The organism is Candidatus Nanopelagicales bacterium (assembly GCA_037045355.1).
In the GTDB taxonomy this organism is placed as follows: Bacteria; Actinomycetota; Actinomycetes; order S36-B12.
Window position 1 is genome coordinate 63,465 of sequence record JBAOHO010000002.1, and the last position, 13,339, is coordinate 76,803.

A 13,339-nucleotide genomic window follows, 5' to 3' on the forward strand; every position below is an offset into this window, starting at 1 on the left:
GGTACTTGCCCACTGGTCGGTACTTGCCCTCTGGTCGGTAGGGGTGAGGCTACCGACGCACCCCCGGCTGCAGCGACTCCACCAGCCTGACACTCGCCGATGACTGATTCGCGCGGAACCGGTTCCTCAATGGCCGCCTTTCCCCGGGCTTACCCTGGGGGCGGTTACTCCGATCGGCCCGCGGGGAGTTGCTCAAGCCCTCGGGGAGTTGCTCAAGCCCTCGGGAGTTGCTCAAGGTGGAGGGGTCTGCGACCGATGCACATGGATATGGGTGACGGAATCCGTGTTCGCGCGCCCCGATTTCGGCAGGTGAGTCTGCTGGCCACCGGGGCGCTGGCGCTGGCCGTCGTGGCGATGCCCGACACCGCGAGCGCGGCACCGATGCCCAGCGCCGCAACACCGCGCGACATCCACCAGGAGGTCACCCGCGCGCGCCCCGGTGACACCGTGACCCTGCCTGCCGGTGTGACGACATTGCAGCGCCCTCTGGCCGTCCCGCGGGGGGTGACGATCGAAGGCCACCCCAACGGGACTGTCCTGCGCATCGCGCGAGGGGCGGCATCGGAGTTCGGGTACTCGTTCATGATCACCCCTGCCACCCCTGGCGCGACGAACGTGACGGTGCGCAACATCTCCCTGGACGGCTCCCGGTCGCGGGGCATTCCGAACAACACCGGCGGGGGCGTCAAGGCCGGGACCTCCTGGACGATCAAGGGCATCCGCGCGAGCAACATGAGCTACTTCAGGATCTGGGTCTACCGGGTGTCTGACGTGCGGGTGCTTCAGAACGTCTTCGACGCGGGCTTCGGAATGTCCGGCGGCCACGACAACATCGGCGGCGGTCGGTCCAGCCGAGTGACGATCAGCGGGAATCGGTTCGAAACCACCACTCGGGGCAACGCCGTGGATCTGGTCGCCCCCCGCACCGTCACCATTTCGGACAACGTCGCGGTCGGAACCCCCGGACGTGAACACAGCATCTTCCTCGAGGGTCCCCGCACCGCGGTCGTGACCGGCAACCACCTGACCGAGTCGTCGATCACCGTTCAGGGCAACGGGGACTATCGAGGAACAGGCGAGACGGTCAATCCCACCGACGTCAGGGTGGAGGCCAACACCGTGATCAGCGCTCCTTCACACGGGATCGCCCTCAAGTACGAGGACGAGGGCGTGAGAAGGGTCGCGGGCGGTGGGAACTCGATCCTCGACAACGAGATCATCGACAGCGGGGTCAGCGGCGTCGCGATCCTGCACTGCACTGTGGGGGCGGGGGTCCGGTCGGACACCGTCGCCGGTAACTCCGTTCTCAACCCGTTCGCACGCGGCACGCAGTCCTGGGGAACGGGATGCGGAACAGTGCCCAGCAACGGAATCGCGGTCACGGGCGGATCGGCCGAACTCAGTGACAACCGCGTCGTCGACTCCCGCCCTTCCTCCAACACGGAATACGGCATCTACGTGGGAGCGGAACGCGCTCGCGTACCCCTGGGAACGGTGACCCTGGCCGACAACAAGGGCCAGGGCCTTCTCGCGGGGATCAGCAACCGGTAGGTGAACGACCTCAGTCGGTTCGGGCCACGCACCCCCGAAGAACGGTCACGCCGCCCCACCAGACTGCGGTCGCGAAGGGGGAACCTGCGCTCCCCCAGTCGGAGCGCCCTTGACGTAGACCCGCACGCCCGGCCGGACCGCTTCCTGGTAGGTGTGCGTCGAATGCCTGCGGGCGAGCACCACGAGCGCGTCCTTCAAGGTGCGGATGATCGCGGATCGGCTCACGGTCGATCCCGACATGCGGGCCTGAAGTTCCACCGGAGCCGCGACGGCCGAGGTGTAGCCGGCTGATGTCGCCGCGACGAAGAGCTCGAGGTCGAACGCGAACCGCGTCTCGCGCAGCCGGGGCAGGATGTCCGCCAGCACCTCGCGTTTGATGAGCTTGCACCCGGTCTGGGTGTCGTGCACACCGAGGGAGAACAGCGTCGTGACGAGTCGTGAGAATGTCAGCGAGACCATCTTGCGGAACGGGGATGAGGCTGACACCGACTCGCGGTGCTTTTTGTCGGCGTAGACCATGTCCGCGCCGGTGGCGCGGCCGACCTTCAGGTACTCGACCAGGTGTGCGGGGTCGATGTCACCGTCGGAATCCACGAAGCCGACCCATGACCCCCGGGCCCGCGAGAACCCGGCGTGCAGGGCCCCACCCTTGCCACGGTTCGCCGGCAACTCCACGATCCGCACCTGGCGGGACAGGTCCGACAGCGTCTCGATGGAGTCGTCGGTCGACCCGTCATCGACGACGATCAACTCGTAGCCGATGCCCTCGGACTCCATCACGTCCATCAGTCGGTCCACAGCCGGCCGCAACCCCGATCCCGCGTTGTACGCGGGCATGACGACGCTGATCTCGATCTCCCGGTTGGCGGGCATCCACAGGCGCCCGGATTCACCCCACGCCTCCCGCGTGGGATCGGTGCGCTCCTTGAGCAGGACCCGGCCCACGGCAACCGCCGGGTCGACGGCGATGCGGTGCAGTCGCTGCGTGATGCCACGCAGCCAAGACGTAAGCACGGACGCATATTTCGCGAACCAGGCAGGCTGTTGCATGTGTATTCGACCTCTCACGAAGCCCTTCATCGATGCTACTCCGCACGACAGGGGGAAGAACCTGCTGCAGCGTGGTGCTCGTGCCGCGGAGACGTCCCGGCCTCGCGCTTCTTGTTCAGAGGCCCTTCCTGATCGAGCACCCTGCCCCAGCGTGACTGGAGCCCGATACGGCTCGCCTCGCTCCTCCGCACGATCACGTCCTGCAGCGCGCCAGGCGGGATCGGGCTCTCTACGCTGGATTCATGACCCCTACCGACGCTCCCCCCACCATCCTCGTCATCGACGACGACGTCACGATGACCCTGCTGTTCAGCAAACTGCTCGGCTCAACCGGCAAGGTGGTCACGACGAACTCCGGCGAGGAGGGGTTGGCTCTGGCGCGCCAGATCATTCCGGATCTGATCCTGCTCGACGTGCAGATGCCCGGCTGGGACGGCTTCGACGTCATCAACGAGTTGAAGTTGGACCCCTTGGTGCGGCATGTCCCGGTCATCTTCATCACGGCGGAGGTTCTGCCCGAGATCGAATCGCACTGCCTCGAGGCTGGGGCAGCCGACTACATCGCCAAGCCGGTGACGCCGCGAGTTCTGCTGGCGCGGGCCAAGACCCACCTGCTGCTGAAGAAGCAAGCGGACATGTTGGTGGATCAGGCCTTCCGCGACCCGCTGACTGGCGCACTGAGCGCCTGGGCGTTCGGCGAGATGCTCGAGACCGAATGCGCGCGGGCCGCCATGTATGGCTGGCCCACGTCCCTGCTGCTCATCGAGTTCGATCTCCTCGACGAGTACTCGGCCGCCTACGGACCCATCGCGGCCGATGACGCGCTCGCGTCCATCGCCGCCGCGGTCGAGTCCGAGGTGCGCCGACCCGGCGACAAGATCGGCCGCGAGTCGGTCGGACGCTTCTCCGCGCTCCTCCCCCAGACATCCGCGGAAGAAGCCCAGGCGTGCGCCACCCGGCTCAGCGCGACCGTGCGGTCACTGGAGGTGCGCCACAGCAAGTCACCCGAAGGCACTCTGACGGTCAGCGTGGGGGGTGCGGGGTCCGACGGCACCGTCACTGCGGCCGCACTGATGCGCGCGGCCGAGGTGCAGTTGCGCGCCGCGCAGGAGTCCGGCGTCGGTCGCATCCACGTCGGTGCTGTCACCGCATGACGGGACCGGACCGCCGGTGAGCGGGTCATCGGGGTCGACCGGCGAATCGCGCTCACCGCGTAAGGAGATCGGGCTGGTCGCCGCCATCAGCATCGGTGTCGGCGGGATGATCGGTGCCGGGATCTTCTCCATCCTGGGTGTGGTGGCCAGTGTCGCGGGGGCCGCCATGCCTGTGTCCTTCGCCGTCGGAGGAGTGGTGGCGCTCTTCGCGGCCTACAGCTACGTGATGCTGGGCAAGCGTTTCCCGAGCGTCGGCGGCGCCGTGACATTCCTGGTGCGCGGGTTCGGCGACGGTCCGGTCGCCGGGACCCTGAACATCTTCCAGTACCTCGCCTACGTGATCGCCATCGCTCTGTACGCGCACGGTTTCGCCGCCTACGCGCAGACTTTCATCGCACTACCGGGTCAAGTGTGGGCGGTCGGAGTCGTTGTCGTCTTCACCGCGGTGAACTTCATCGGCAGCAGGGTCATGGGGCGGGCTGAATCCGTGATCGTGATCATCAAGGTCGCCATCTTGGTGGTGTTCATCGTCGCGGCGGCGCTCGCGCTCACTCCCGCAGGAGAACAGCAGCTGGCTCCGAGCAACTGGTCGGACACGATGGCGCTGCTCACCGGCGCCGGTCTGATCTTCGTCGGGTACGAGGGATTCGGACTGATCACGAACGCGAGCGGGAACATGCGTCGCCCCTCGTGGGAACTCCCGCGCGCGATCTACATCGCGATCGCGATCGTGATCGTGATCTACCTGTGCGTGGCGGCGGGCGTGGTGTCCAACGTCCCCTTCGACGAACTACGCAATCTCGGTGACGCCGCGTTGGCGGTGGCCGCCGAACCGGCCCTCGGCAATGTCGGATTCACGCTCGTCGCGGTGGCCGCCCTGCTGTCGACGGCCTCCGCCGTGAACGCCACCTTGTTCGGAGCCGCCAACATCTCCTACCAGATCAGCAAGAACGGCGACCTCCCGACACCGTTCTCGCGCGAACTGTGGGGACGTGATGTCGAAGGGCTCTTCATCACCGCGGGCCTCGTGCTCGTCTTCGTCCTGTTGTTCCCCTTGAGTGCCGTCGCTTCGATGGGCAGCGCCGGTTTTCTGCTCGTCTACAGCGCGGTAGGCGTGGGGCACCTACGGATCCGCAGCGAGACCGGTGCTCGGCGGTGGCCGATCATCGTGTCCATCGTCTTGTGCATGACGCTGTTCGTGATCCTGTTCGCCGAGATGGTCCGGGTCGCGCCGACGTCAGCGATTGCCCTGGCCGTCGCGCTGCTGCTGAGTTGGCTCACCGATGTCGGGTACCGCCGATTCCGCAACCGCAGCCTCGCTGGACTGCTGGATCACCACTGAGCCCTGAGCCTGAAGACCGCCCGACCGGCCACTGCGCGCCGGCCACGGTCGGGCCGGTCACCGGCAGGGGGAGGACCCGGAGTCGGTGATCGGCTTCTTGGTGTCCAAGGAGTGGAACGCCCAGCTGTAGCGGTCGGGGTCCAACTGCAACTCGAGCACCCCATGGTGTTCGAAGTCGGCGTATTCACTTTCGATCAGGACCCCCTTGTTGCGCCACGGGGCGGCCCCCTGTTCGGGGCGGTAGACCGCCTGACCCCCGGTTCCGACGACGAACTGCCGGACCCCTTCCATGCTGGGGTTGCCGTCGGCGTCGAGTTGGCCGAACCGTTCGTAGTCGGCTTCGTGTCCGGACAGCAAGATGTCCACGCCGCCTTGATCGAGAGTCCGGTACAGCGCATCGGTGCGCCCGTCGGGTCCGGCGATCCCTGTCGACCAGCGCGGATGATGCATGATCGCCAGCGTGCACTTCGAGTCGTTGGCGGCGAGGTCCTCGGTGAGCCAGATCTGTTGCGGCGACCCCTCACCGCAGCCTCCGATAACGACTGTGCAGTTCGAATTGAGCACGACCACGTGCCAGCGGCCGAGTTCGGTCGACCAGTAGCCCTCGGGGGGGCCGGCCCGCTCGCCGAAGTACTGCCGGAACGTGTTCGCCTCGAAGACCTTCAGTTCCTGATTGCCGATCGCCGGCAGCGTGATGGAACGAAGCCGACCCCACGTCGGTCCGTAGATGTCCTGATACGCCTCGGCCTTGGGAACCTCGTACTGGTAGTCGCCGAGCCCGAGCAGGGCGTCGGGCTGCAGCGACACCGCGATGTCGGAGACTTCCTTGAACCGGCACTGGTTCATGTCCCGGTTCTTCTTCTTCATCGCCGGGTCCTTGGCGTCGCAGGCCATGTCACCGGCCGCGACGACCGTGACCGATTCGGGGACCTCCTTGGCGCACGCCCGCAGCAACAGGAGGATCGCGATGACGATGAGGACGAGGGTGATCCCCATGCCCAGCCAGCGTTTCCAGGTGATGGTTCGTGCCGTCTTGTCCTGCGCATCATCGTCCTGCGACGACTCCGTCACGAGGTCGAGCCCGGCCTGAGATTCCTCTGCCGCAGCGCCAGGTTCATCGTCGTCGAGCGGCTTCACGGCAACCTCCCCTTCGCTCGCAGTCGTCGGGTCCGTCTGCGGGACAGCCAGATCGACAGGATGGCCCCGTAGATCGCCATCGGAAGGATCACCAGGCCCATTCCCGCAGTGACCGCGGGCCGATACGTGAGCACTCCTTTGACGTCACCTTCCGCCACGACCCAGCCGTTCATCCATCCTTCGAGCATGATGTGCTCCGCCCCGGCCAACTGCCAACCGGGGGCGTAGCCCTCGATGAACCCGATGACGGAGGGACCGGCCGGCTTGACGAACGACGTCCGGATCGGGTCCTTGGCGGCCGAGAACACCGCAGTCGAACGTGGGGCGGACAGCGCGGTGTCACCGCCGCGTGGTTCCCGCACGAGGACGACGTTGTTCGGCGACGCCACGGGGCGCAGCTTCACGTCCCGATACGCGACTTCCGACTGCTGCTGGCCGGTCAGATCCCGCAGCCCGTACAGATAGACACGGGTCTCGACCGCGGCTTCGTTGGGCCCGACGAGTGCCTGGAAGTGGGTCCAGCCCTCCCAGGGACCCGCGGTCGGGAGCTTCTCGCACGCATCGGGGCCGCGCAGATACAGGCAGAACTTGGGGTCACGCACGGAGATGCTCTTGCCCTCGAGACTGAACTCGTACAACGACGACGCCCCCATGTCCGGCACGGTGGCACCCAGGCACGCCATGTGTTCGCGGGCCTTCAAAGTGAACGTGGGGTTGTCCGGATCGCCTTCGACGACGGCCGCGAGCCCCGCCTCCTTCTGGGTCTGATCGTCGTAGCGGAAACAGTCCTGCAGCGGTTCGAACTCAGCGATCGCGGAGCCCGACATGCCGCCGACGACAGCAAGTTCGTGTTTGCCCGCGGGTACCCGCACGCGCTCGTAGGGCACTTCGGCGGGCCACAGTGTCCGTTCGGCGACGGGGTCGATGGCCTCGATGGTGACGTTGCGGTAGTCGGTCACCGTACGCCCCAGCAGACGCTCGCCGACGTCGGCGTGCAACACCAGTTGCACCTCCGATGCCACCTGGTCCACGATCACGAACTTCTCGTAGGTGTTCCACTGGTTGCCGAGCCGCGGACGAGGTGCCAGTTCGCAGCCGTCCGTGCCCACCTGCCACAGGCAGATCTGTGGGCGTTTGCCCTTGACCTGGCGGTACTCCAGGCGCACCCGGTAGGCGCGACCCGGGCGCGCGTCCTGGATCACGACACGAGTGCAGGCGGCGTGGTCGATGGCGCTGAGCCGTACGACGTTGCCGGGCAGCATCTGCTTGCGCAGTTCGAGTTCCTCGGTGGGACGCGGTTCGTAGTTGTTGCAGTCGTAGACATCGGAAAACGGGGTCGGGTCGGCTGGTTCGCGCGAGGGCGCGTACGCGACGAACGGAGTCGCCGAGCCCACGGTCACCGTCGGGGGATAGACGGGCTCGCCCTTCGGTCGCGGATACCGCTCCCGCCCCCAGCCGTCGAGGGACACGATGCGGTTATTGGTCTGCACCGCGATGATGTCGCGGCGCGGCACGCGGATCGACCACGGTGGTCGCTGCGAGATGGTGCGTCCGTCCAACGTGACCCGAGTCGGATCCCGGAAGGTGATCCTGCCCTCGCGTTTGTCGTAACTGGGAACGACGACAGCCGCCGCCCGCGCGCGCTGCGCCACGCGATACGTGCCCTTCGGCACCCGGATACTCGTGCGCGCTGTCCCCGCATCCACCGCCGGCACGGGCCAGAACACGGTGTCGTCGGTGACGGCGACCTCGTTGTCGACCGTGGCCAGGATGGTCGGAGGCGGCGGTGCCGGTTCGGTCGTGATCCCGGTGCCGGTTCCGACGCTGCCCACCACCGCCGCACCGGCATCCGTGCGACCCGCTGCCAGCAGTGTGCGGTCATAGGCGCGGACGAGTTCGGACGAGCCGTCCCCCACCTTCCACAGGTCCAGCGGCCCAGACACCGTCTGGGTGACACCGGGCACCCGTTTCATGGCCTTGGCCAGGATGCGGTCGTCGGCGAACTTGCCGCCCGGTAGCCCGCGCACCAGGTCGTGCCGTACGACGATCTGCGAGATGCCGGTGCCGTCCAGCAACGCGGGGATGGGCTCGAAGTCCCCCGTGAGCAGACCGGCCTGGATCGCGTCGACATCCGCCTTGAAGCCGGCGGCATCACCGAAGTAGCCGTCGGGTTTCGGGGTCACCACCGGATGCTTGATGAGCAGGTTCGCGATGCTGTCGACTCCGAAGAACCCCCACGTGGTGGGCATCTGGTAGTAGTCGTCGAGCGGCAGGATCAAGACCTTGCCCGGCCGCGGGTCCGAGTCGATCGTCTCCGCCATGTCACGCCAGAACTCGGGTACCCGCACATGTGCGGACGGCTGCATCGGGCGGATATCGGGAATCACGCCGCCGGTGTAGATCGGGCGGGGATAGGCCAGGATCGCCAGCACCCCGGCCCCGGTGGCCACCGCGAGAACCGTTGCCGGGCGGGGGGCCCATTCCGGCCAACGCAGGCGACGTCGCCGCGGTGGCACGGCGCCGCCATCGGGAGCGGCCCCGTCGCCGTCGTCGGACAGTTCGGCGGCTTTGGCTGCTTCCTCCGCCGCAGCCCTCGCCACCGCTCGGGATACCGCGAACCGATGGGCGACCCCCTCGACCCCGATGGCGATCAAGATGGCGAAGAACACGACCAGGAGTTGCCCGAGCTTGCTCATCGGCTCGCGGAACAGCCAGAACATCGGAACGTGCAGATACATCCACAGGTTGATCTGTTCCAGCGGCGGCATCAGTCCCTTGGCCAGGAACACCACGAACCCGCTGATCCCGATGAGCCACAGGGCGGCGCGACGGCGAGCGCGCACCGCCAGGACGGGAGCGAGGAAGACCATCACCGGGATCATGTACCTCATCCAGATCCAGGTCGGTTCGTCCAGGCTGGCGGCGAACGGCAGGTACTGGGGGCGGAACCATGCCCAGTTGGCGACCAACGTCAAGATGTTGGGGATCTGGTTGTTGATCTGGGCCCAGGTCCAGTTCGTGGGGTCGGTGAAGGCGGAGTTCGCCGCCGCGCCGCCGCCGCCGGTGTAGGCCTGGATGAACGGCAGCATCCACCAGAGGTTCAGCAGGATCACCCAGGGGGCCGCGAAGGCGAACCACTTGATCAGCTTCCACAGACCCTTGCGGCCGACGACGACGAACACGAGCGCGGGAGTGCCGATGACGGCCCACAGCACGGCCACCACGAACATCGGGGGGTTGAACGCGAGGAACGAGGTGGGGAGGAACGCGATCCCCCCACCGCTGGCGGGATTCGTCTGCCCTGCGCCACCCGCAGGGCCATGCCGGTGAAGATCGCGACCGTTCCCACCGAGATGATGTTGAGCGGGTTCGGGATCCGGGTGAGGAAGAAGCCGTTCATCACGGCGAAGGATCCGGCGACCACCACCGCTGTGGGACTACGGACGATCGCTGCCGCCGCATAGGCGGTTCCGACGGCGACCATGCCGTAGAAGATCGTGTAGAAGAGCCACTGCGCGACTGTCTCGTCGGCACCGAACAGCCCCACGAAGTCAATGAGGAAGAACTCGAAGATCCGACCGATGGTGTGGGCAGCGGAACCGGCTCCGGACACCTGATGGTTCCAGGAGTACAGGACCTCGGCGCTCCAGCCGCGCCGGATGAACGGCCCCATGTCACCGGTGGCGATGAAGGTGCCGGAGCGGAACCACGTGCTGACGATGACCGACGAGATGACTCCGGTGATGACGTAGGCGCGGGTCATCACCGACCAGGAGGACGGCCTCAAGCGCGACGTCCAGCCCAGTTTCACCCTTCGATCGTGACTGATCACAGGGACGGAATGCACAAGTAGGGCAGGTTGGGAGGCAGTCGTAATACTCGGCGCCCCTCGATTGCTTGGGCCGGCACGTTCTCCTGCTCCGACCCACCGGCGCAGTGGCGCGCGCGTAGAGTGGCGATGTGACTCAGGCGGAGGTTCGAGACGGGTCGGTCGCGCAGCGAGAGCGTGCGCTCCGCGTCGTGGAACAAGTCCTGTCCGGCAGTGGGGCACCGTGGGCGTGGCAGGGGATGCCGGGTGTCCCGCAGAAGTGGACCCAGCAGACCGGTCCCGCCGACCTCGACCTCTGGTGCGGCGCCGACCTCGACCCCCTGGTGGCGCGGTTGGCGGGGGCATTGCCCGCCGCTGTCGTCGCGCGGGCCACGGACCCCCGACGACTTCGTCACTGCAGTCTCGCTGTCGAGACGTCAGCTGGACTCGCGGTGGTCGATGTGACCTTCGGGGATCTGCGCGTCGGCCCCGTTCTGTTGGTGCCCCGCGAGCAAGTCCAGGTGCGGCAAGGTCCGGACGGTCCCCGACTCGTCGGAGTCTCGGCCGCCGCGGACCTTCTCGTGCGTCCCCTGTTGCGCGGCCGGATCCCCGAGGCAGCGCGGGTCGCTGCCGCCCGCGATGGCTGGGGCGAGGCCGCAGCCCAAGAGCGGACGCAAGCAGCTGAACAATGGCGACAGCAGTTGGGTGAACTCGCGGACTCCATCGTGGCGGCCCTCGACGGCGCCGAACCTGATCCGGCGTTGCCGGGGCTGCTGCGACGGCGTCTGCTCACCCTGACCGTCAGCCCGGCAAATCTCGTCGCGTCCCTGCGCCAGTGGCGCAGCATCGTGCCCGCCGGACCGTCCGCCGGTCCTCTGGGGCTGCGGACCCGCGGGGCAGTCGTCGCCTTGGTGGGTACCGACGGCGCGGGCAAGTCGACCGTCGCCGAGGATCTGCGGGGTCGGTTGGAGCGGGCGGGTTTCCACACCTCCGAGTCGTACTTCGGGATGGCTCGCGGGAACCTGCCGGGAGTGGGACTGGCCCGCAAACTGCTGGGCATCGAGAAAGCCGGGGACTCCGGCACCGAGCAGGTCGACGACAACACCGCCCCCGCTGATCCCTCTCCCACGGCGCCACCGGCCACCACCGATCCGGGCGCCGACCGTCCCGGGCTGCGCCGGTTGGCTGCCTGGTTCTACGCCGGTGAATACGGCTGGCGCTATCTGCGCACGGTCGCCCCGCGGCGCTGGCGCAAGGACATCGTGATCTGCGACCGCTACGTGTACGACCTGCGGGAATCGCCGTGGCCCGGGTCGCGGGCGTCATGGCTGGTGGAACGGATCGTGCCCCGTCCCGACATCCTGGCGCTGCCCGACGCCCCAGCCGAGGTGATCCACGCCCGCAAGCCCGAGCGCCAACTGGCTGAGCAGGCCGCCCAACAGCAGAAGTTCCGGGCGCTGCTCGCGGAGCGGCCGGCGCGCAGCGCCGAGGTCGTCGTGGACACCTCCGGGCACACCGAGGATTCGGTGGCCCCGCTGGTCCTGGCGGCCATCTCCGCAGCATCACTGCCCCGATGACCGCTCCCGCGGACTCGGTGGCGGTGCCCGCGGTCGACAGCCTCGCCCCTTTCCTCCGCCGCCGCCGCATGGTCGAGGCTGCGGTACTCGGACTGGTCGTCGGCATCTTGGTCGTACTGCCCTGGACCTCCGGCGGCTACCTGCTCCTCCTCGACTGGGTGAGCGGCCCCAACCAGGCCCTGACTCCGGGAGTGTTCGGGTTGTCCGGCTCGGCGTTGGACGCACTCCCGTTCCGACTCGCGACGCAAGCCCTGCGTCTGACCATCGGCCCTCAGGCCACCTCGTGGCTCGTCATCTTGATCTTCTTCCCCATCGCCGCCGCCGGCATCGCAGCGGCATCCGGCGGCTCCCGCTGGCGGTTCCTGCCCGCCGCCCTCTTGATGGTCTGCAACCCCTGGGTCGTGGACCGGGTGCGAGCGGGGCATGTCGCTCTTCTGCTCGGAGTGGCGCTGCTGCCGTGGCTGTTCACGGCGGCTCGCGATGCCCGCGAACGCGGTGCGATGTTCGCGGTTCGGCCGGCTCTGTGGTTCGCTCTCGCGATCTCCCTGAGCCCGCACACCGCCTGGCTGGGCGGAGCCGTCCTGATCGCCGTGCTGGTCACCCCTCGACCGACGTGGCGCGATGTCGTCAGGACCATCCAGGTCTTCGTCACCGCCGGCCTCGTGTACTCCTACGCCTTGGTCCTGTGGCTCACCGGCACGCGCACCCTGCGGGTGACCGAAGCCGACCTGTCCGCCTACCAAACCTTGCCCGGCCCCGGCGGTCTCATGACCACCGTGTTGAGTCTGCACGGCTTCTGGCGTGGTGGATCGGGACAGGTCAGGGATCTGCTCGGCCCCGTTCTCGGGCTCGCCCTGTTCATCGTCATCCTCGCGGCCGTCATCGTCGGCCTGGCCCGCCTGGTCGGCAGCGAACCGACCCGTGGTCGACCGCTCGTTGTGCTGACGATCGTGGGGTTGCTGCTCGGCGCAGGAGTGCTCGGCCCGCTGGGTTGGCTGTACCGGCTCGCGTTCGCCCACCTGCCGTTGTTCGAGGCGATGCGCGAGCAACAGAAGTGGCTCGCCCTGGCCCTGCTGGGCTACGCCATCGGCTTCGGAGCGGCCGTGGAGTGGGTCGCGTCACGCGCTCGGTCGCGCACCAGTCGGCCGCGCGACAACTTGCCGCCGCGCTGGCCCGTCGCGCTTGCGGGGGCACTGCCCTTGGTGATGGCGCCGGCGTTGCTGTGGGGCCTGGGCGGAAGCATCTCGGTGAGCAAGTACCCGGCCGGCTGGGCCGCGGCCGACGAGGCCATGGGCCCCAGGGGCGGGTCCGCGCTGTTCCTTCCCTGGCACGCCTATCAACCATTCGAGTTCACCGACGGGAGGGCCGTCGCGACCCCGGCCCGGGCTTTCTTCCGCCGCGAGATCATCAGCAGCGACGCCGTCGAGCTTCCCCAACTGCGCACGGACTCGACCTCGCTGCGCATGGAGTACCTCGACCGGGTCATCGCCCATGCGGGGGAAAACGCGTTCGGTCGGATGGTCGCACCGTTGGGCGTCGACTACGTCCTGGTGTCGAAGGAACGCGAGACGGGCACCTACGACTGGGTGAGTCGGCAACCGGGCCTGACGCTGGTGTTGGAGACCGAGAGCATCGACGTGTACCGGGTCGACGAAAAGGGCATCGGACGGGTCGTGACGGCCCGCATATCCGACTACGACCAGGCAGTGGCCGACGCCCT

9 protein-coding genes are annotated in these 13,339 nt (G+C 67.7%); 5 read left to right on the forward strand and 4 right to left on the reverse strand.

Going from position 1 to position 13,339, the window contains the following annotated elements; all coding sequences use genetic code 11:
• Positions 1 to 309: 309 nt before the first annotated feature.
• Entirely contained in the window at positions 310 to 1,551 is a 1,242-nt protein-coding gene (locus V9E98_00400) for a right-handed parallel beta-helix repeat-containing protein (protein MEI2715457.1), read from the forward strand.
• 45 nt (positions 1,552 to 1,596) lie between these two features.
• On the opposite strand, the gene V9E98_00405 is transcribed toward V9E98_00400, so the two are convergent.
• The gene (locus tag V9E98_00405) at positions 1,597 to 2,601 is read right to left on the reverse strand and encodes a glycosyltransferase family 2 protein (GenBank protein MEI2715458.1); all 1,005 of its coding nucleotides are present in this window, start codon (positions 2,599 to 2,601) and stop codon (positions 1,597 to 1,599) included.
• 242 nt (positions 2,602 to 2,843) lie between these two features.
• On the opposite strand from V9E98_00405, the gene V9E98_00410 reads away from it, so the two are divergent.
• The gene (locus V9E98_00410; protein MEI2715459.1) at positions 2,844 to 3,755 is read left to right on the forward strand and encodes a response regulator; all 912 of its coding nucleotides are present in this window, start codon (positions 2,844 to 2,846) and stop codon (positions 3,753 to 3,755) included.
• A gap of 16 nt (positions 3,756 to 3,771) precedes the next feature.
• Positions 3,772 to 5,097, forward strand: a complete 1,326-nt coding sequence (locus tag V9E98_00415; protein ID MEI2715460.1) for an APC family permease — start codon at positions 3,772 to 3,774, stop codon at positions 5,095 to 5,097.
• 57 nt (positions 5,098 to 5,154) lie between these two features.
• Here V9E98_00415 and V9E98_00420 read toward each other — a convergent pair whose 3' ends face one another.
• The 3 genes from V9E98_00420 to V9E98_00430 are packed head-to-tail and all read right to left on the reverse strand — an operon-like array spanning position 5,155 to position 10,045.
• A complete protein-coding gene (locus V9E98_00420; GenBank protein ID MEI2715461.1) occupies positions 5,155 to 6,234 on the reverse strand; it encodes a metallophosphoesterase in 1,080 nt (359 codons plus the stop codon).
• Positions 6,231 to 9,464, reverse strand: coding sequence for a hypothetical protein (locus V9E98_00425; protein ID MEI2715462.1), 3,234 nt, complete (start codon positions 9,462 to 9,464; stop codon positions 6,231 to 6,233). Before V9E98_00425 ends, V9E98_00420 begins: the two co-directional genes overlap by 4 nt.
• Entirely contained in the window at positions 9,377 to 10,045 is a 669-nt protein-coding gene (locus tag V9E98_00430; GenBank protein ID MEI2715463.1) for a hypothetical protein, read from the reverse strand. Before V9E98_00430 ends, V9E98_00425 begins: the two co-directional genes overlap by 88 nt.
• 149 nt (positions 10,046 to 10,194) lie before the next feature.
• On the opposite strand from V9E98_00430, the gene V9E98_00435 reads away from it, so the two are divergent.
• Positions 10,195 to 11,619, forward strand: coding sequence for a hypothetical protein (locus tag V9E98_00435; GenBank protein MEI2715464.1), 1,425 nt, complete (start codon positions 10,195 to 10,197; stop codon positions 11,617 to 11,619).
• The coding region (locus tag V9E98_00440; protein ID MEI2715465.1) for a hypothetical protein at positions 11,616 to 13,339 on the forward strand (1,724 nt) is incomplete at its 3' end. The genes V9E98_00435 and V9E98_00440, both read left to right, overlap by 4 nt.